Source organism: Pseudomonas sp. BT-42-2, from assembly GCF_025847435.2.
Taxonomy (GTDB): domain Bacteria; phylum Pseudomonadota; class Gammaproteobacteria; order Pseudomonadales; family Pseudomonadaceae; genus Aquipseudomonas; species Aquipseudomonas urmiensis.
In genome coordinates this window covers 37682-56229 of sequence record NZ_JAOYTM010000016.1, presented here as the reverse complement: position 1 = coordinate 56229, position 18548 = coordinate 37682, and the positions used below count along the sequence as shown (strand labels likewise).

The window sequence follows — 18548 nt, the reverse complement described above, 5'->3', positions numbered from 1 at the left end:
GCGAAAAGGCCGGCACAGTCAGCACAAAGGCTGGACGCCAACCGCCGCCAGATCAACCACCCTGTTCGCCACCTGCTCCGCCACCCCGGGCACAACCGCATCAACCCTCACCCCAGTGCCGGCCAGGATCTCCCACAGGGTCCGAGTCGTTTGAGGCAGGTGTGTTGAGCCTGAGACCGACGCTGTACCTGTGGGAGCGGGCTTGCCCGCGAAGAGGCCGGCACGGTCAGCACAAAGGCTGGACGCCGACCACCGCCAGATCAACCACCCTGGTCGCCACCTGCTCCGCCACCCCGGGCACAACCGCATCAACCCTCACTCCAGTGCCGACCAAGGTCTCGCCCATCCCGCCCACTAGCGTCCCCAACTCGCGCTCAGCGCACAGAAACACCAGCAGCCCCCAGTTACGCGCCACCATACCCTGGACGTAATGGCGTGCCAGGCTGGTGGTGGCTTCGACCACGGCTAAGCCGTTGACCAGGATATCGGTGTGCGGCACGCGCTCGATCAACGTCTGGGTGCCCAGGTCAGTGCTCAGGTCGGCGGCGACGCCGATGAGGCGAGCGGCGGGAAGTGCCTCGCGCACCTGCCTGAACCCTTCATCGACGTGGGCCTGACTGCGGCCGTTAAGCACCACTTCGGCGCCGGCCTGGACCAAGCCGATCACGATCGCCAAACCCAGCCCGGTGGTCGAGGCCGTGACGATGGCGCGCTTGCCGTTCAGGGGAAGGTGCATCTGCGGCCTCCTCGTTAGTTGGTTGGGGCTTGCTTTGCGACCGCAAAGCGGCCCCGCTTCACACCCTGGGCGGCTCTTGGTCAAACGCCTGCCACCCCCCGCCCAACGCTTTGTACAAACCCACCATGGCCTGCGAAACCGCTGCCGAGCTGTCGATCCACTGCTCTTCACTGGCCAGCAACGCCGACTGCACGCTCAGCACATTGAGAAAGTCCACCGCCCCTTCGACGTACTGGCGCTGAGCGGTTTGCAAGGCAATACGGTTCTCCCGCACCGCCTCGGCCAAATGGTCGCGGCGCAGCTGACTGGCGTTATACAAACGCAGCACATCGTCGATCTCGTGCCAGGCAGCGAGCACCACCTTGCGATAGTTCAGCGCCGCTTCCTGTTGCTGGGCCTCGCGCAATTGCAAAGTCCCGGTCAGCCTGCCACCTTCGAAAATCGGCAGCGACAACTGCGGGCCAAAGGCAAACCGGCGTGAGTCCCACGCGCCAAAGTCAGACAGCTGCATGGCCTGGAACCCCATGCTGCCGGACAAGCGAATACTGGGGTAGAAATCCGCCTTGGCCACGCCGATGCTGGCCGTGGCGGCATGCAAGCGCGCTTCGGCCTGGCGGATATCCGGGCGGCGCTCAGCCAGCTCAGACGGCACGCCGATGGCGAATTTCTGCTGCGGCGCCGGCAACTCGCCGGTCTTCAGCAGCTCGTTCTGCAAACTACGCGGTGGCTCGGCGGCGAGCAGGCTCAGGGCGTTGATCAGGTCATCGCGGCGCGCCTCCAGCGTTGGCAGGCGCGCTTCGATAGAGGCCACCTGGGCCCCGGCCTGGGCCACATCCAAACGGGTGGCAACGCCTTGCGCCTGGCGATCCTGGGATAGCTGCAGGCTGTGCCGGGCAACCTTGAGGTTGTCCTGGGTGACCTCCAGGGTGTGCTGCACGGCGCGCAGCTGAATGTAGTTACCGGCAGTTTCCGAGAGCAACGCCAGCAGCACCCCGCGCCGATCATTCTCGGCCACGGCCACCGTCGCATCGGCGGCTTCCACCTGCCGCCGTACCCGGCCCCACAGGTCCAGCTCCCAGCCTGCGACCAAGTCGCCCTGCCACAGGTTGAATGCCGACTGGCCGGCCTTACCGGACGGGTCGTTGAGGCCTTCGGCGCTATTGCGGGCACGACTGTAACCGGCATTGGCATCCACCGACGGCGCCTGCTCGGCCGCCACGCTGCTACGCAGGGCGCGGCTTTGCAGCAGGCGGGCACTGGCCATCTGCAAGTCGAGGTTGCGCTCGGCGACGCGCTGGATCAGGGCGCTGAGCTGGGCATCGTGAAAGCTGTCCCACCAGCGCAGCTCCAGCGGTTCGGCCACCGGCTGGCTAGCCGCAGCCGGGCCTTGTAGCGCCGCCCAGTCCTGCGGCGCTTGGCTGTCAGGGCGCTGGAAGTCCGGCCCCAGGGTGCAGCCTGCCAGCAGTACGGCAAGCAGCAAGGGGCTCAAGGGCAATAGCGGTTTCATCGGGCAGTCACCTCTTTGCCTGCGAGGGTGTCGCCTTGGGTGTCGATGGTGGCTACCACCGACATCCCCACGCGCAGGCGCTGCAACAGTGGCTGGCCGTCATCGAAGACGATCTTCACCGGGATGCGCTGGACCACCTTGGTGAAGTTGCCGGTGGCGTTATCCGGTTTGACCGCAGCGAAGGTCACGCCCGTGGCTGGGGCGATGCTCTGGACATGGCCCTTGAGGGTTTCGCCAGCGAAGGTGTCGACGCTGATGCTCACCGGCTGCCCGGGCTGCACGTGGGTCAGTTGGGTTTCCTGGAAGTTGCCCACGACGTAGGCCTGCTCCAGCGGCACCACCGACAACAAGCGTGCGCCCGGATTGACGTAGGCGCCGACGCGCAAGGCGCGCTCGCCGACCATGCCATCGACGGGGGCGGTGATGCGGGTATAGGACAGATCCAGCTCGGCCTTTTCCACCCCGGCTTCGGCCCGCTTGAGCTGGCCATCGGCGCTGGCCACCTGGGCGCTGAGAATGTCCACCTGCTTGCGGGTGGCGACCAATGCCGCCTGAGTGTTGGCCAGGCGCGCACGGGCCTGATCGACCCGGCTGCGCGCTTGCTGGGCATTCTGCACGGTGCCGGCGCCTTGCTCGGCCAGACGGCTGTAGCGATTGACCTCATGCTCGGCGAAGGCCATCTCAGCCTGGGCCGCTTTCACCGCCGACTCGGCCTGGGCGATCAGTGAGCCTTGGCGATCGAGCGTGGCGCGGGCATCGGCGCTTTGCGCCTTGGCTACCAGCAACTGCGCTTGCGCAGCATCGAGGGCGGCTTGGTAGTCGCGTGCATCGATCGTCGCCAGCAACTGGCCGGCCTTGACCTGCTGGTTGTCCTCGACCAAGACCTCTTTGATGAAACCTGCCACCTTCGGCGCGACCACGGTGTAGTCGGCGATCACGTAGGCATCGTTGGTCCGTTGCTGATGGTCGCTGCCGAGCAGCCACGGGCCAATCAGGCCGGCCAGCACGGCCACGGCCAGCACCGAGCCGATGACGAGAGTCTTGCGATTGTTGGTCATGTTCTGTGTTCTCGAATTCATCCAGGGGTTCAGGCCACCGCACGCGGTGGATAGACCCGAGTGGGCACGAAAGGAATAAGGCAGATGAGGGCCACGGCGATGGCCGCCATGACCAGGTACAGATCGGCCGAGGTCAGCACCAGGGCCTGTTGATGGATGCGTTGCGCAAGGCCTGCGGCGCGATCATCGATCAGCGGCGCATTGCCCAGGCTGTCCACCAGGTGGTTGGAATGAAAATGCCGGCGCAGGGTCCCCAGGGCATCGAGCAGGCCAGTGGCGATCACCGCAGACAAGCCCTTGACGGTGTTGAACCAGGACGAGGCGAACGGCCCCTCCTGCGGCGTCATGCCGTTGGTGGAAAGCATCAGCAGCGGCAGCACGGCCATCGGCTGGCCAAACACCTGCAGCAAGTAGAAACCGTAGAAGTTGTCGCGAATCCACTGCGAGGTCAGCAGGCTGCTGCCCACGCACGACAGCGCCAGCATCGCCAGGCCAACCGCCAGCACCCAACGGCAATCCACTGCGCGGATGTTGCACAGCGCAGCAGTCAGCGGCAGGGCCAGCAGTTGCGGCATGGCCACCAGCATCATCAACGGGCTGGTCTGCGCCGGACGATAGCCCTGGATCTGCGCCAGGTACGCCGATGGAATAGTGCCCACACCGGAAAGCACGATCAGCACCCCGGCCAAGGTCACCAGGGCGAAACTGAGGTTGCGCCGCGAGAGCATGCGCAGTTGAAAGAACGGCAGCGGCTCGGACCATTCGTTGTACATGAACAGCACCAACAGCAGCAGGCCGCCCCCGAGCAGCCAGCAGATTAGCGGCGAGTCGAACCAGCCCCAGCGGTCCCCCAGCGACAGGCCGAGGACGATGCAACTGAGCGCCGGTAAACCAAGCACCACCCCGCGCCAGTCGAACTGCTTGAAGCGCTCCAGGCGCAGCGGGTCTTGCGGCAGGCCCCAGCCGACGCAGGCCATTGCCAGCAGGGAAGGCAGGATGATCTGCCAGAACGCCCACTGCCAGCCGACGTATTCGGTCCACAACCCCGCCAGCGGCGTGCCAAGGTTAGGGCCAAAGGTGGCAGTCAGGGCGTAGCAGGCCAGGCCATAGACCTTGATGCCTGGCGGCAGGAAGCGCAGCGCCACACTCATCAGCATTGGCGGCAAGGCGCCCGAGGCCAGGCCTTGGAGAACGCGCAGCAGCATCAGGCTGTGCAGGTTGGGTGCATAGGGTTGCAGCAAGCCGAGCACGGCGAACAGGCCGATGGCAGTCAGGGTGAAGCGGCGTAGCGAGAAGGTCGTGGCCAGCCAGGGTGAAAACGCCATGGCCGACACCGAAGCAGCGGCGTACACCGCCAACAGCCACGCGCCCTCGTCGGCGCCGATGCCCATGGCGCCGCGGATATCGGCCAAGGAAATCTTCGTCACCGCTTCGTTGAGACCGGCGCAGAGCACTGCCAGCAGTACGCCAAACAAGCCGACCACCACCCGCAGGCCGAACGCCGTTTGCGCAGGCGCAGCGGGCGCCGGGGCGGCAGCGAGCGCGGCGGTAGGCGCGGTCAAAGAACTCATGGACGGACATCTCCAGCAACATAATTGGGGCTGGAGCAAGTCTAAGAAGGTCGAATGCTTACGAAAACTGACTTATCGGCAGTTTTAAATTGCGTCAGGCGCAATCCGCTTTAACCGCGTCGCCTGCTTCGCGGGCAAGCCCGCTCCCACAGGGATGGGTGTGTACTCACTGTTTGTGTCCGGCGCGCTCAGTGTGGGAGCGGGCTTGCCCGCGAAGAAGACACCGCCGAGGTCACGGATCGACACTGCAACAAGCTTTCAAGGTCTGGCGCAACCAGCGGTGCGCCGGATCGCTGTGAAAACGCGGGTGCCACGCCTGCATCACATTGACCCGTTCCAGCGGCACCGGGATCTCGAACGAACGCAGCGGCAGCCCGAGCTTGGTAACGCTGTTGAGGATATTGGCCGGCATCGGCAGGATCAGGTCCGAATCGGGCAGCGAGAACAGCGCCGAGTGAAAACTTGGGGTAATCAGCGCCACCCGCCGCTGCACCTTGAAGTTGGCCAGCTCGACATCGATCGGGCCATTGGCCCGGCCGCGCCGCGACACGCTGATCTGTGGATAAGCGGCAAAACGCGCCGGGGTGATCTGGGCATCGAAGATCGGATGATCGCGGCGCGCCAAGCCAACATAAAAGGTATGGAACAAGCTCTGCACCTTGATCTCTGGCGCCAGGTCGATGCTTGAGCTGATCACCAGGTCAGTACGGCCGTCGCGCAGCACGCTGTCATCATCACCGCCAGGGCTCTCCGGCACGAAGCGCAGCACCGTGCGCGGCGCCTGTTCGTGCATCATGCGCAACAGCTGGGCGCCATACAGGGCGATGAACAGGTCGTTGGTGCGGATGTTGAAGGCCCGATCCAGGTTGAGCAGGTCGACGTCTTCGGCGCTGCGAAACACCTGCCCGGCCTGCTCGACCAGCAGGCTGACCTGCTCGCGCAGGGCCAGGGCGCGTGGCGTGGGGACCAGGCCGCGACCCGCACGCACCAGAATCGGATCGCCCAGTGCATCGCGGATGCGCCCCAGCGTTCGGCTCATGGCTGCCGGGCTCAGGTTCATGCGCTGGGCTGCGCCAACCACGCTACCTTCATCGAGCAGGGCGTCGAGGGCGACGAGCAGGTTCATGTCCGGGAGTTGCATGGCCGTGGTCCGTGGCGGCTGGGGGAAGCGCGATGTTAACAGGTCGCCGATTGCGCCAGACGCAACGGCGCCGTGCGTGGGGGGCTATTTATCCTGATCGGTGGATCGGCTCAGAATGCTGCAGAGACTTTGCCGGCCTCGTCGCGGGGCAAGCCCGCTCCCACCCAGTTCTCGGTGTTAGAGAAATTGCGTGGGAGCGGGCTTGCCCGGCGATGAGGCCGGCAGTTGCTGCATCATTTCCTGCCCCAGACCGAGGAGCCTGCATGCCCCGCCCCGTCTTGATCGCCATCGACGCCTCCCCCGCTGCCAGCGCCCTGCTTAACCTGGCGCTACGCTACTGCCGCCCGGACGAGCAGCAACTGCACGTGCTGATGGCCATCGACGCAAGCTTTGCCGTGCACGACAAACCCCTTCCCTTCAGCGCAGGCGAGCTGGAGGAATACCCCGCCGCCTGCGAGGAACAGCAACTGGCCGAGCAGGCCGTGTCCGATGCGCTGACAACCCTGCGCAACGCAGGTTTCAATGCGCAGGGCTGCATGATCGCTGCTGATCCGGTCGAGGCCATCGTCGACAAGGCCAAGGCGCTGGACTGCGAACTGATCATCATAGGCCACCGCCACCTGTCGCGGCTGGGCCGGCTGCTGGACCCGTCGATCAGCGCCAAGGTGATCGATCGGGTGCAGATTCCGGTGTTGGTGGGGGCTGCGTAACCTGGGTGGATTGACTGACGCCATCGCGGGGCAAGCCCGCTCCCACGCAATTTCTCAACACCGAGAACTGCGTGGGAGCGGGCTACGTGGGAGCGGGCTTGCCCCGCGATGACGCCAGAACGCTCACTGCAAGTGCTGGATCAACCCTCGCCAGGCTTGACCACCACGGTACAGGTGGTTCCCGCCGCCAACATAAAACCGTCCGGCACTTCATCGATGTGAATCCGCACCGGCACCCGCTGGGCCAAGCGCACCCAGTTGAAGGTCGGGTTCACATCGGCAATCAATTCGCGGCTCTGCGGGTTGTCGCGGTCATAGATACCGCGAGCAATGCTCTCCACATGGCCCTTGATCCGCTCGCCACTCATCATCTGCAGCTCGGCCTGATCGCCCACCTTCACATGCGGCAACTTGGTCTCTTCAAAGAACCCATACACCCAGAACGAGTTTTCATCGACCACCGCCATCACCGGCTCGCCGGTACGCGCATAGTCGCCGCGATGAATATTCAGGTTGGTCACGTAACCGTCGACGGTGGCCACGATGCGCGTACGCTTGAGGTTGAGTTCGGCTGCCGCCAATTGCGCCTGGGCCTGCTGGTAATCGGCCAGGGCGGAGCTTGCGATGTTGCTGGCGTCGTCGCGGTTTTCCTTGGAGATCACCAGGTTGTCCATATCGGCGCGGCGCTTGGCGTTGACCTTGCGCATCTCCCAGGTGGCCTTGCGCGAAGCCACCAGGGCCTTGGCCTGATCGACCGCGACCTGGTAGTGCTCGGGGTCGATCTGGATCAGCACATCGCCCTTCTTCACCCGCTGGTTATCGCGCACCGGCACGTCGGTGACATAGCCCGGCACGTCGGCGGCGACGTTGATGATGTCGGCGCGTACGCGACCGTCGCGGGTCCACGGGGTGGTCATGTAGTGCAGCCACAACTGGCGGCCGATGGCCACGGCGGCGACCAGCACCAGCAGGGTGGCAATCAGGCTGAAGAACTTTTTCATCGAAGGATTCTCACCAGTAGACAGACAGCGCCATGGCGCCGAAAAGGCAGATGAACAGGCACAGGCGCAGCAGCGCCGGGTGCCAAAAGAAGCGATAGCCGTCATGGCTTGCGATGAAGCGGTCCAAGCCCCAGGCCAGGCCTGCGGCGAACAGGAACATCAAGGTCATGGTGGGCATGTACACGCCATGGAAGGCGATCTCACGGGGCATGGTGCAATCCTTTCGCCGGGGCCAACGGCGACTGTGGGTCGAGCAGGGAAGTACGGATGAAGTGCAGGTAGCTTTGCGAGCGGCGCAGCACCGAGGTGTCGAAGTGGCGGGCGAACGGCTCGTCGGTGGCTTGCACGCGACTGATCGCATGATCCACCGCGACCAGCGCGCGCTCGTGGTTGCTGGCGTTGGGTTGCAGGAACAAGCGCGCCAGCGCCCGGCCCATCACCCGGATCGCCTGGCGCCAGGGCTGCGACTCGGCATAGGCCGGGTGCACTGGGGCGCGGTCCTGCTCCTTGCGCAGCTCGATGATGGCGTGGCCGACTTCCAGCACCACGAACATCCAGCGCATCAGTTCGCTCTGCACCTGCGGCTTGCCAGCGGCCAGGCCGTAGGCTTGGTGCAGCAAGTCGCGGGTGCGGCTTTCGAATGCCGAGCCCAGCCCGCGCAGGCGCCCGCCGATGGCGAACAGCACCTGCTCACGCAGGTCGCGCTGCAAACGGCTCCACAGCCAGTGGCTGTTGGGCGGCAGGATGATCGCCCCGGCAGCAGCGCAAACCAGCATGCCGATGACCATGCCGATGTAGTCGTTGATGAAGGTGTAGGGGTTGTACACGGTGAGGTTGTTCGGCACCGAGCCGATGGCGAAGAACACCAGCAGGCCAATCCCGTAGCCAGCGTAGGCCGGGCGTGAAGAGAGGAACGCGCCGAGCACGAATACCGGCGCCAGGACCATGCACAACAGCGGGAAGCCATCGATCCAGGGGAAGACGAAGAAGGTTTCGAAGAAACCGATAAAGGCGCCGATCAGCGTGCCACAGGCCATCTGGAACGACATGCGCTTGGGGTTGGGCGAAGCCGCCGACAGGCCCACAGTGACCGTGGCGATCAGGGTCATCATCGCCCCGCTCGGCCAGTCGCTGATCAGCCAGTAGCTGCCCAGCAACAGCAGCACCGCCGAAGCGCGTACCCCGGCAGCCAGCGACACCAGCCAGTTGGTCTGCGACACATAGGGCTCGTCCCACTGCTCGCGCTGGTGGTTGTGCGCAGACAGCGAAGCGTGGGTCTCAGCGTAGCTGAACATCTCGTCGACGAAGCGGTACAGCAGCTCGAAAGCGGTGTGGAAGTCGAGCAGGTCGGCTTCGCTGGGGTTGGTCTCCAGGTACTCGGCGCGCAAGGTGCGCACTTGGGCTTGCAGGCCCTCCTTGTAGGCGGCCAGCTCCAGGGTCAGGCGCAGCGCATCGGCATCGGTCAGGGCCCGGCCGACGTAGGGTTCGAGCAACTCTGCGAGGGTCGCAAGCCCCGGTTCGATAGCGCCGACGATCTGCAATGGCCCGCGTGCGCGCAAGCGTTCGAGCAAACGGTGCAGGGCATTGAAGCGAGTGGTGATGGCCATGAACTCGCTGTTCATGCGCACCAGGCGACCGCTGCGCCGACGCATGTGCGGGTCTTCGAAGGCGGTGACGTTACGCAGGCTTTCCAGGCCCACGGCCTCGGCGATGAAGCGCACGTTGCTGGTTTCGAAACGATCACGCTGGCTGTCGCCCCGTAGCGCCTCGACCACCACCCCTGCGAAGACCCCGAAGCGCTGGTACAGGGCGTTGCGCATGGCAGCGCTGGCCGACTGCGGCAGGATCGCGGCGCTGACCATGGTCGACACCAGAATCCCCAAGGAGATCTCCAGTACCCGCCACACGGCGGCCATGAAGGCCTGGTCAGGGTGCTCCAGCACCGGCAGGCCGATCATCGCCGCGGTGTAGCCAGCGAGCACGAAGCCGTAGGCGCGGAAGGTCCGGTAGCGCATGGCGCCTGCCGAGCACAGGCCCACCCAGAGAGCCAGGCTGGGCAGGAACAGCTCGGTGTTCTGCGGGAAAAGCGCAATCAGCGCGACCATCATCGCTGAACCTGCCAAGGTGCCGAGCACCCGGTAGAAACTCTTGGCGAACACATGCCCGCTCTGCGGCTGCATGACGATGAACACGGTGATCATCGCCGTGCGCGGCTGCGGCAGTTCCAGGCGCATGGCCAGCCACAGGGTGATGAAGGCTGCGGCCAGCACCTTGAAGATGTAGACCCAGGTCACCCCGTCGGTACGCGCCCAGGCGAAGAAGCCCCGGCGCCACTCCAGGCTTTGCAGCCAGCGCACGGGCAAGCTCGAAGTGCTCATTGGCTGTGGTCCGGCTTGTCGAAGATGGCCAGGGTGGCTGGGGTTTTCGGCGCGGCCTGGCGCTGTTCGGCAGGTGCATCCTGGCCCGCTTGCAGACCACCACCTAACGCTGTGACCAGCTCGGCATGGGCGGTCAGGCGCGCGGCCTGGACCTGCTGCTGCACTTGCTGCTGGCGGAACAACAAGGTCTGCGCATTGAGCACGTTGAGGTAGTCGGTCAGGCCGCGCTGGAAGGCGACCAGGGCAATGTCGTAGGTTTTCTGCGCGGCGGCCACCGACGCTTGGGCAAAGTGCGCCTGCTCTTTCATCGACTCGCGGCGAATCAATTGATCGGAGATGTTCTTCAGCGCGCCGATCACGGTCTGGTTGTAGCGCGCCACGGCGACGTCATACCCCGCCGAGGCCACGCCCAACTGCGAGCGCAGGCGGCCACCATCGAAGATCGGCAAGCTGATGGCCGGACCGACGTTGTAGTTGAACTTGCGCCCGGTGAGAAACTCCAGCGCGCCACCCCCGGTGGCCATGAAGCCCAAGCTGCCGACCAGGTCGACGTTGGGGAAGAAGCCTGCGTGTGCGACGTCGATACCCCGCGCCTGCGCCGCGACCTGCCAGCGGCTGGCGACCACGTCGGGGCGCTGGCCGACCAATTCGGCGGGCAATGCCGAAGGCAAGCTCAGCGCTGCGCCAAGGGTCAGGCTCGGACGCTGGAGCTGCGCGCCCTCCCCCGGTCCCTTGCCGGCCAGGGCCGCCAGCTGGTTACGCGCCAGGGCGATTTCTTCATTGAGGGCATCGAGCTGGCGATGGGTCTCGGGCAGCGGCGCTTCGGCCTGGCTGACCTCGAAATGAGTACCGATGCCGCCCTCCAGGCGACGCTTGGCCAGGCCCAGGATCTGCTCCTGCTGTTCGAGCTCGGACTTGACGATGTCGCGCTGGGCAAAGTGCAGGGCCAGCTGGATGTAGACCTTGACCAGGTTGTTTTCCAGCTCCAGCTGAGCCTGGCGCGCTTCGGCCACGCTCATGTGGGCCAGGTCGACCGCCTGCTCGCTGGCGTTGCGCTCGCGCCCCCACAGGTCGAGGGCATAGCTCAGGCCAAGGGCGGCATTGTTGTCCCAGGTGTTGGCACCCGACAACGCGCCGGGGCCGTAGAACTGATCCTCTGGCCAGTTATGCCGCTTGAGGCTGGCCTGGCCGTTGCCCTGGAGTTTCTCCGCCGATTCGACCACCCCGGCCATGGCCTTGGCTTCGCGCACTCGCGCTACGGCCATCGCCAGGCTCGGGCTGCCGGCCAGGGCCAGGGCTACCCAACGGTCGAGCTGGGCATCGCCATAGGCGCGCCACCACTGCTGGTCGGGCCAGCGGGCATCGCGGGCGGCCTCGCTGATGGCGTGGTCGGTGGCTAGGGTATTGGCTTGCAGCGTCTTGCTTTGCGGGGCGATACCCCAGGTTCCGATACAGCCAGACAAGGACAGGCTAAGGGCACAGGCACTGAGCGCATTCAGCGCTCTGATGATGCGACGCGGCACAGCTGCGATTTCCCGAGGAAAGAAGTGGATGAGGCCGGGCAATTCTAGGGGGCCGTCGCACTGGCGATAAGCGCATAATCCTGCGAATCTTTGTTACCAAAACAGCGATAATCCGGCTTTGGTCGAAGGAACAAATCTGTAACTTCGTGTCACAATTTCGGCCTCTACCTAGAGAGTGACCCATGGACACCCTGCAAAACATGCGTGCTTTCAGTTGCGTGGCCCAGCTCGGCAGCTTCACCGCTGCCGCAGTGCAACTGGACACCACCACCGCGAACGTGTCGCGGGCGGTCTCCAATCTGGAAGCCCATCTGCAAACTCGGCTGCTCAACCGCACCACCCGGCGCATCGCCTTGACCGAGGCGGGCAAGCGCTACCTGATGCGCTGCGAGCAAATCCTTTCCTACGTGGAAGAAGCCGAAGCCGAAGCCAGCGATGCCCACGCCCGCCCTGCCGGGCAGTTGAAGGTGCATTCGATGACCGGCGTCGGCCAGCATTTCGTCGTCGATGCAATCGCCCGCTACCGCGAGTCGCATCCAGACGTAACCTTCGACCTGACCATGGCCAACCGCGTGCCCGATCTGCTCGACGAGGGTTACGACGTATCCATCGTGCTGGCTACCGAGCTGCCTGACTCAGGTTTTGTCTCGCAGCGCCTGGGGATCACCTACAGCATCGTCTGTGCCTCGCCCGAGTACATCGCCAAGCATGGCATTGCGCAAAAGCCAATCGACCTGCTCAAGCACGCTTGCCTGCGCATGGTCAGCCCGGTGATTCCGCTGGAGAAATGGCTGTTCGACGGGCCGGAGGGCCAGGAGGTGGTCAACATCACCAGCTCGCCGTTCCAGGTCAACTCGGCCGATGCGATGAAGACCGCGATCCGCAGTGGCATGGGGGTGGGCGTGTTGCCGATCTATTCGGCCATCGATGGCCTGCGTGACGGCAGCATCGTGCGGGTGATGCCCGATTACCGCTTGCAGGAGCTTAACCTGTACGCGATTTATCCGTCGCGTCAGTACCTGGATGCCAAGATCAAGACCTGGGTCGAATACCTGCGTAACTCGTTGCCGGAGATCCTTGCCGCGCATGAGGCGGACCTGAAAACCCACGAGTTACTGGTCGCCAATTGAAAAACCTGCTGCACGGCGGTGAAGGACAATGGTAGGTTGCTATCCATTAATCCGCGCCAGCCAGGATTGGGAGGGCTCTGCCCTCCTTCGCGGGCAAGCCCGCTCCCACAGGGTCTTATGCAGTCCCTGTGGGAGCGGGCTTGCCCGCGAAGGGCCACATAGTGGCCCCGTTCCTGGCCTTGGCATTCATGCCCCGCCTTGCAGAGAAGTAGCCCGATGAAAAAGACCGTCCTGGCCTTCAGCCGCATCACCCCGGCCATGGCCGAGCGCCTGCAGCACGACTTCAACGTGATCCTGCCCAACCCCAAGCTCGGCGACATCAATGCCCAGTTCAACGAAGCCCTGCCCGAGGCCCACGGCCTGATCGGCGTCGGCCGCAAGCTTGGTCGGGCCCAGCTCGAAGGCGCAGCCAAGCTGGAAGTGGTGTCGAGTGTGTCGGTCGGCTACGACAACTACGACCTGGACTACTTCAACGAGCGCGGCATCGCCCTGACCAACACCCCCGACGTGCTCACCGAAAGCACTGCCGACCTGGGTTTCTCGCTGATCATGGGCTGTGCCCGTCGCACCGCTGAACTGGACGCCTGGACCAAGGCCGGCCAGTGGCAGGCCACTGTGGGCCCAGACCGTTTCGGCAGCGATGTGCACGGCAAGACGCTGGGCATCATCGGCCTGGGCAATATCGGTGCCGCCGTCGCCCGGCGTGGCCGCTTTGGTTTCAACATGCCGATCCTGTATGCCGGCAACAGCCGCAAGCAGGCGCTGGAACAGGAACTCGGCGCGCAGTACCGCAGCCTCGATCAGCTGTTGGCCGAAGCGGATTTCGTCTGCGTGGTGGTGCCGCTGTCTGATGCTACCCGCAAGCTGATCGGCGCTCGCGAACTGCAGCTGATGAAGCCCAGCGCGTTCCTGATCAACATCGCCCGCGGGCCGGTGGTAGATGAGGCGGCGCTGATCGAGGCGTTGCAGGCCGGCACCATTCGTGGCGCCGGGCTGGATGTGTACGAGAAAGAGCCGCTGGCCGATTCGCCGCTGTTCAAGCTGCCCAATGCCTTGACCCTGCCGCATATTGGCTCGGCCACTGCCGAGACCCGTGAAGCGATGGCCAACCGGGCGCTGGACAACCTGCGTGCGGCCCTGCTCGGTGAGCGGCCGCGGGATCTGGTCAATCCGCAGGTGTGGAAGCACTGACAGTTAGGAGTTGGCTGCACTGGCCTCTTCGCGGGCAAGCCCGCTCCCACAGGGATTGCATAGAATCCTGTGGGAGCGGGCTTGCCCGCGAAGAGGCCAGTACAGTCAACGAGCAACTACAGCCCCTTGCACTACTTTGACCTTCGGCTTACGAAACACCAACACGTTCCCCGCCATCACCGCCACCAGCCCCAACAGCGCTGGCGCCGTCCATTGATAGCCCTCGGCAACCGCCGACACGTTCAGCGCCACCAACGGGAACAGCACCGTGCAATAAGCCGCGCGCTCCGGCCCCATGCGCCCGACCAGGGTCAGGTACGCGGTAAAGCCGATCACCGAGCCCGGGATCACCAGGTACAGCAACGAACCGATATAGCGCATGTTCCATTCCATGGCGAATGGCACCCCACTGAGCAGGCAATACACCGCCAACATCGCCCCGCCGTAGACCATGCCCCAGGCGTTGGTGGTCATCGGCTTGAGCCCGGCTTTTTGCTGCATGCTCGAAAGCATGTTGCCGGCCGAGAAACACAGCGTGCCGAGCAGCGCCAGGCCCAAGCCGTAGAGGGTTTCGCGGGTTGCAGCGTGGCTGGACAGTTCCGGCCAGAACAATAAGCCCAGCCCGAGCAAGCCCATCGCCCCACCGGCCAAAACATTGCTGGCGATCCGTTGGCCGAACAACACCCGCGCATTGAGCGCATTCCACAGGGTCGCGGTGGAGAACACCACGGCGATCAGGCCGCTGGCGATCCATTGGCTGGCAGTCAGGAAGCACATGAAGTTGACGCAGAACAGGCACAGGCCCTGAGCCAGGCAGATCAGGTGGCCGCGGCGGTTCATCGGTTGCAGGCGGCGGGTCAGCAGGAGGATGGCGAACAGGATCAGCCCGGCCAGGGCGAAGCGGTAGACGATCGAAACGGGGATGGCGACTACCCCCAGTTGCAGCTTGAGGGCGATCCAGGTGGTGCCCCAGATGAGCACGGTGAGCAGGTAGAGCGACAGGTTCATGGCTGGATACTCTGACAAGGCTTAGGCCCCCATCGCGGGGCAAGCCCGCTCCCACGCAGATATCCAGTGCTGGATAGGCAGCGTGGGAGCGGGCTTGCCCCGCGATGGGCATCACATGGAGCCAGTGTCGAGCCTCAGATGACCGGTGCGCTTGCACAATCTTGCGCTTTTCCATCGGCAACGGCTGTCATCTTCGTGCAGGCTCAGTAGGATGGCACCCAGAGGAATCGCCCATGCCGCCACTGACCCAGCTGCAAGTCTTCAACGCCATGCACGCCTCGCCCAACGCTCGCCTGGAACACAGCGCGCAACTGGGCGAGGGGCTGGCTGCTGCGTTATGGAGCAACCGCGACGATGCCCGTGACTACCAGGCGCCCAGCCATCACACCTTATCCTGCTACATCGCCGACGGCACCGGCACATTCCGCCGCCAGCGCCCGTCCGAAAAAGGCGCCCCCGACAAGCTGTGCATCATGCCCGCCGGCCATGAATCGAACTGGGTGGTCAACGGCGCCATTCGCCTGGCGCATCTGTACATCAGCGAGGAGCAGTTCGCCCTCGGCTGTATTCGCCTGCTCGATCGTGAGCCGCGCGAGATGCAGCTACAAGAAGCGACCTTCCTTGAAGATGCGCAGCAGGCCCGGCGGTTTCGCCACCTGATCAGCTTGAACTGGGACGAGCCCGGCGAGCGCTTGCTGGCCAGCAGCCTGGCCCACGATATCGTCGACCACGCGGTGCTCAGCCAGGCCGGTCTACGCCAAGGCCTGCGCCTGAAGGGCGGCCTGGCACCGAGCCTGCGCCGGCAACTGGTCGAGTACATCGAAGCGCACCTGGATCAACCGATCACCCTGGCGGACCTGGCGCTGCGCTGCAACCTTTCCGAATACCACTTTGCCCGGATGTTTCGTGCAAGCTTCAGCCTGCCGCCGCACCAATACCTGCTGGCGCGGCGTCTGCAGCGGGCCTGCCAACTGCTGCGCCTAGGCGATCTGGCACTGGTGCAGATCGCCCTGCTGTGTGGTTTTGCCAGCGCCAGCCACTTCAGCAACCGCTTTCGCCAGGCGCTCGGCGCGACCCCTGGCGAGTATCGTGCAGCGTTCGCCCGTTAGAACTCGAAGGTGCTCGACAAGCTGACTTGACGTGCATCGCCGAGGGCGACGAAGTAACGGTTGACTGCCGAGGTGTAGTACACCTTGTCGAACAGGTTCTTCACGTTCAGTTGCAAGCGCACCTTGTGCTCATCCAATTGGGTTTCGTAACTGGCGAAAGCATCGGCGACGGTATAGGCCGGCAGGTCGAAATCGTTGCTCGCGTTGCCTGCGCGCTCGCCCACATAGCGAGCGCCCGCCCCCAGCCGCAGGCGGTCGCCACCGAACAGGCTGCCGTAGTCGTACACCGCCGACAGCGAGCCGCTGTGACGGGCGACGTTCTGCAGGCGCTTGCCCTTCAGTTCAGGGTCCTTGGTCACTTCGGCGTCGGTGAAGGCGTAGCTGCCGATCAAGCTCCAGCGCTCGCTGAGCTGGCCGGTCAGGTCCAATTCCACACCTCGTGAACGCACTTCGCCTGCGTTGCTGTAGATGATCGTGCCGGGGTTACTGTCGCCGTCGGCGACCAGCACGTTGCGCTTGGTGATATCGAACAAGGCCAGATTGCCGGTGAGCTGGCCGGGGATGTCGAGCTTGGCGCCCAGCTCCCAGGACTTGCCCTCTTCAGGTGCAATACCGCCATCGAGCAGCAAGGTCTGGCCGCCGCCGATGCTCAGCGGAGCGATGCTCGAATTGGGCTTGAACGACTCGCTGTAGCTGCCATACAACGACAGCTGCTCATCGACCTTGTACACCACACCCGCATTCGGTACCCAGGTCTGGCCACTGTTGTCGGTGTTGGCCTTGAACGGGCGGCCGCGTCCGGCGTATTGGTCGTACTGCTGAAAACGCCCACCGGCCACCAGGATCCAGTGCTCATCCAGGTGCAGCGCATCCTGGATAAACAGCGAGTCCGTGCGCAACTTGTCGGTCTGGTCGCTGTCGCTGGCACGCACGTTGCTGCCTTCCTGTTGCTGACCGTACAGCGGATTCTCATAGCTGAAGGTCGAGCTTGGGGTCTGGCGGATCAGGTCGCCACGAAACACCTTGCGGTCCTCGTGATCGACGCCCACCAGCAGATCATGGCGCATGCCCGCCACCAGCACGTTGCCGTTCAAGCTGAAGGTGGCAAACTGATCGCGACTCATGGCGTTGTGCGTGCCGTCGATGCTGCGCGTCAACGTGCCCTTGGCTTCGTTGACGGCGGTTACCCGGACTTGGCTGGCATCGTAGGTTTCGCGGTTGAAGCTGTAGCCAAAATGCGCTTTCCAGTCATCGCTCAGCTGATGATCGACCTCCAGGCGGTACAGGTCCGAGCGGCCTTCCATGTCGTTGAAGGGCTCATCCAGACGGCGCGTGGCAGGAATGTTCAGCGGATGCCCGTCGCTGCCAAAAGCGGTGCCGCGGTCGAACGGATAGAGAAACTCGCGGTGCTCGTAGGCCAGCACCACTTGCGTGTCCTCGCCCAACCAGGCCAGCGACGGCGCCACCAGGGATTCGCGGTGTACGCCGTAGTTGCGCCAGTAGTCTTCGTCTTCATGATCGACGATCAAGCGGTAGGCCAGTGGGCTATCGCCCAACGCGCCGGTGCTGTCCAGGCCACCGCCACTACCGTTCTTGCCGCTGCCGTAGGTCGAGCCGCGCAGGGTCAAGGCGTTGTACTGCTCAAGTTGCGGGCGCTTGCTGACTACGTTGATCACCCCGCCCGGGTCCTGGATGCCATACAGCAACGATGCCGGCCCCTTGAGCACTTCGACCCGCTCGGTGCTGGCATTGAGGCTGCGGCCCTGCACCAACGGCATGCCGTCGCGCATGATCGAGCCGTCGCGATTGTCACCAAAACCGCGCTTCATCACCGTGTCGGAAGTGCCGCCGAAGTTGTTGCCCTGTGTGATGCCGCTGACATTGGCCAAGGCGTCGTCGAGGTTGCGCGGGGCCTGGTCGCGGATGACCTGGGCCGGGACCACGTTGATCGCCTGGGGAATGTCCTGGATCGGCCCCTGGCCGCGCATGATCGAGGCGCTGGCCGGCGGCTGGTAGCTGTAGTCGTCCATCTGCGAATTGACGTTGGTTGCCTCAAGGTTCAGCGCGCCGGCGCTGTCGGCCAATTCCAGGGTCAGGGTACGTGCGTCGAGCCGGCGCCAGCTTAGGCCAGCGTTGCCGAGCAACTGCTGCAAGGCTTGCTCGGCAGTGAGCGAGCCGTTCAGCGCTGGCGCTTGCAGGTCGGGCAGTTCGAGGGTGTAGACCACACTCTGGCCGGTGGTGCGGCTGAACGCGTTGAGGGCTGCGGCCAGCGGCTGGCTGGGCTGGGCGAAGGCATACAGCTGGGTCTGCTGGGCAGCGCTGGCAACCGGCACCACGCCGACGGCGGACAGGGTGCTAAGACCGAGCCAGAGAGACACGCAACGCGGGGAGAACTTCATGGACGCTGACCTGTGAGAGGGTGATTACTTGCGAATGAATCGCACTTCCACGCACTACACGGATGCCACGCCCTGATACCTCACCT

At 64.4% G+C, this 18548-nt stretch carries 15 protein-coding genes; 4 read left to right on the top strand and 11 right to left on the bottom strand.

Features of this window, described 5'->3' with window-relative positions; genetic code table 11:
- Positions 1-226: 226 nt before the first annotated feature.
- The 5 genes from OIU19_RS19745 to OIU19_RS19725 all read right to left on the bottom strand — a co-directional run bounded on the left by OIU19_RS19745 (position 227) and on the right by OIU19_RS19725 (position 6013).
- Positions 227-736 carry an SDR family NAD(P)-dependent oxidoreductase gene (locus tag OIU19_RS19745; RefSeq protein WP_264236446.1) on the bottom strand — a complete coding sequence of 170 codons (510 nt, stop codon included), beginning with the start codon at positions 734-736 and terminating at the stop codon, positions 227-229.
- A 58-nt stretch (positions 737-794) separates the two neighbouring features.
- Positions 795-2243, bottom strand: a complete 1449-nt coding sequence (locus OIU19_RS19740) for an efflux transporter outer membrane subunit (RefSeq protein ID WP_264236445.1) — start codon at positions 2241-2243, stop codon at positions 795-797.
- Complete coding sequence (locus OIU19_RS19735; RefSeq protein WP_264236444.1) at positions 2240-3301, bottom strand: HlyD family secretion protein; 1062 nt, start codon at positions 3299-3301, stop codon at positions 2240-2242. The genes OIU19_RS19740 and OIU19_RS19735 overlap by 4 nt, the downstream gene beginning before the upstream one ends.
- Positions 3302-3330: 29 nt before the next feature.
- A complete protein-coding gene (locus OIU19_RS19730; RefSeq protein ID WP_264236443.1) occupies positions 3331-4872 on the bottom strand; it encodes an MFS transporter in 1542 nt (513 codons plus the stop codon).
- Between the two features lie 232 nt (positions 4873-5104).
- A complete protein-coding gene (locus tag OIU19_RS19725) occupies positions 5105-6013 on the bottom strand; it encodes a LysR family transcriptional regulator (protein WP_264236442.1) in 909 nt (302 codons plus the stop codon).
- A 263-nt stretch (positions 6014-6276) separates the two neighbouring features.
- Between OIU19_RS19725 and OIU19_RS19720 the strand changes: the two genes are divergently transcribed.
- Positions 6277-6723 (top strand): universal stress protein, encoded by a 447-nt coding sequence (locus OIU19_RS19720; protein ID WP_264236440.1) that lies wholly within the window; start codon positions 6277-6279, stop codon positions 6721-6723.
- A gap of 140 nt (positions 6724-6863) precedes the next feature.
- Here OIU19_RS19720 and OIU19_RS19715 read toward each other — a convergent pair whose 3' ends face one another.
- Genes OIU19_RS19715 through OIU19_RS19700 form a run of 4 tightly spaced genes read right to left on the bottom strand, consistent with a single transcriptional unit; the run spans position 6864 to position 11625 of the window.
- Entirely contained in the window at positions 6864-7724 is an 861-nt protein-coding gene (locus OIU19_RS19715; RefSeq protein ID WP_264236439.1) for an HlyD family secretion protein, read from the bottom strand.
- A 10-nt stretch (positions 7725-7734) separates the two neighbouring features.
- On the bottom strand, positions 7735-7935 hold the full coding sequence (locus OIU19_RS19710) for a DUF1656 domain-containing protein (protein ID WP_043207396.1): 201 nt from the start codon (positions 7933-7935) through the stop codon (positions 7735-7737).
- Positions 7925-10102, bottom strand: a complete 2178-nt coding sequence (locus OIU19_RS19705) for an FUSC family protein (RefSeq protein WP_264236437.1) — start codon at positions 10100-10102, stop codon at positions 7925-7927. The genes OIU19_RS19710 and OIU19_RS19705 overlap by 11 nt, the downstream gene beginning before the upstream one ends.
- Positions 10099-11625, bottom strand: coding sequence for an efflux transporter outer membrane subunit (locus tag OIU19_RS19700; protein WP_264236436.1), 1527 nt, complete (start codon positions 11623-11625; stop codon positions 10099-10101). The genes OIU19_RS19705 and OIU19_RS19700 overlap by 4 nt, the downstream gene beginning before the upstream one ends.
- A gap of 182 nt (positions 11626-11807) precedes the next feature.
- Between OIU19_RS19700 and OIU19_RS19695 the strand changes: the two genes are divergently transcribed.
- Positions 11808-12755: a LysR family transcriptional regulator gene (locus OIU19_RS19695; protein WP_264236434.1), complete on the top strand. Its 948-nt coding sequence runs from the start codon at positions 11808-11810 to the stop codon at positions 12753-12755.
- Positions 12756-12971: 216 nt separating this feature from the next.
- Complete coding sequence (locus OIU19_RS19690) at positions 12972-13946, top strand: D-glycerate dehydrogenase (protein WP_264236433.1); 975 nt, start codon at positions 12972-12974, stop codon at positions 13944-13946.
- A 105-nt stretch (positions 13947-14051) separates the two neighbouring features.
- Here OIU19_RS19690 and OIU19_RS19685 read toward each other — a convergent pair whose 3' ends face one another.
- Complete coding sequence (locus tag OIU19_RS19685) at positions 14052-14954, bottom strand: DMT family transporter (RefSeq protein ID WP_264236432.1); 903 nt, start codon at positions 14952-14954, stop codon at positions 14052-14054.
- A 233-nt stretch (positions 14955-15187) separates the two neighbouring features.
- Here OIU19_RS19685 and OIU19_RS19680 point away from each other — a divergent pair, with 233 nt between their 5' ends.
- Positions 15188-16063 (top strand): helix-turn-helix domain-containing protein, encoded by an 876-nt coding sequence (locus tag OIU19_RS19680; protein WP_264236431.1) that lies wholly within the window; start codon positions 15188-15190, stop codon positions 16061-16063.
- On the opposite strand, the gene OIU19_RS19675 is transcribed toward OIU19_RS19680, so the two are convergent.
- Positions 16060-18462, bottom strand: a complete 2403-nt coding sequence (locus OIU19_RS19675) for a TonB-dependent siderophore receptor (RefSeq protein WP_264236430.1) — start codon at positions 18460-18462, stop codon at positions 16060-16062. The two genes, OIU19_RS19680 and OIU19_RS19675, sit on opposite strands and share 4 nt — an antisense overlap.
- Positions 18463-18548 lie beyond the last annotated feature (86 nt).

Coding starts and splice junctions, on each gene's coding strand:
- OIU19_RS19745 (WP_264236446.1), bottom strand. CDS start 736: ATGCACCTTCCCCTGAACGGCAAGCGCGCCATCGTCACGGCCTCGACC.
- OIU19_RS19740 (WP_264236445.1), bottom strand. CDS start 2,243: ATGAAACCGCTATTGCCCTTGAGCCCCTTGCTGCTTGCCGTACTGCTG.
- OIU19_RS19735 (WP_264236444.1), bottom strand. CDS start 3,301: ATGACCAACAATCGCAAGACTCTCGTCATCGGCTCGGTGCTGGCCGTG.
- OIU19_RS19730 (WP_264236443.1), bottom strand. CDS start 4,872: ATGAGTTCTTTGACCGCGCCTACCGCCGCGCTCGCTGCCGCCCCGGCG.
- OIU19_RS19725 (WP_264236442.1), bottom strand. CDS start 6,013: ATGCAACTCCCGGACATGAACCTGCTCGTCGCCCTCGACGCCCTGCTC.
- OIU19_RS19720 (WP_264236440.1), top strand. CDS start 6,277: ATGCCCCGCCCCGTCTTGATCGCCATCGACGCCTCCCCCGCTGCCAGC.
- OIU19_RS19715 (WP_264236439.1), bottom strand. CDS start 7,724: ATGAAAAAGTTCTTCAGCCTGATTGCCACCCTGCTGGTGCTGGTCGCC.
- OIU19_RS19710 (WP_043207396.1), bottom strand. CDS start 7,935: ATGCCCCGTGAGATCGCCTTCCATGGCGTGTACATGCCCACCATGACC.
- OIU19_RS19705 (WP_264236437.1), bottom strand. CDS start 10,102: ATGAGCACTTCGAGCTTGCCCGTGCGCTGGCTGCAAAGCCTGGAGTGG.
- OIU19_RS19695 (WP_264236434.1), top strand. CDS start 11,808: ATGGACACCCTGCAAAACATGCGTGCTTTCAGTTGCGTGGCCCAGCTC.
- OIU19_RS19690 (WP_264236433.1), top strand. CDS start 12,972: ATGAAAAAGACCGTCCTGGCCTTCAGCCGCATCACCCCGGCCATGGCC.
- OIU19_RS19685 (WP_264236432.1), bottom strand. CDS start 14,954: ATGAACCTGTCGCTCTACCTGCTCACCGTGCTCATCTGGGGCACCACC.
- OIU19_RS19680 (WP_264236431.1), top strand. CDS start 15,188: ATGCCGCCACTGACCCAGCTGCAAGTCTTCAACGCCATGCACGCCTCG.
- OIU19_RS19675 (WP_264236430.1), bottom strand. CDS start 18,462: ATGAAGTTCTCCCCGCGTTGCGTGTCTCTCTGGCTCGGTCTTAGCACC.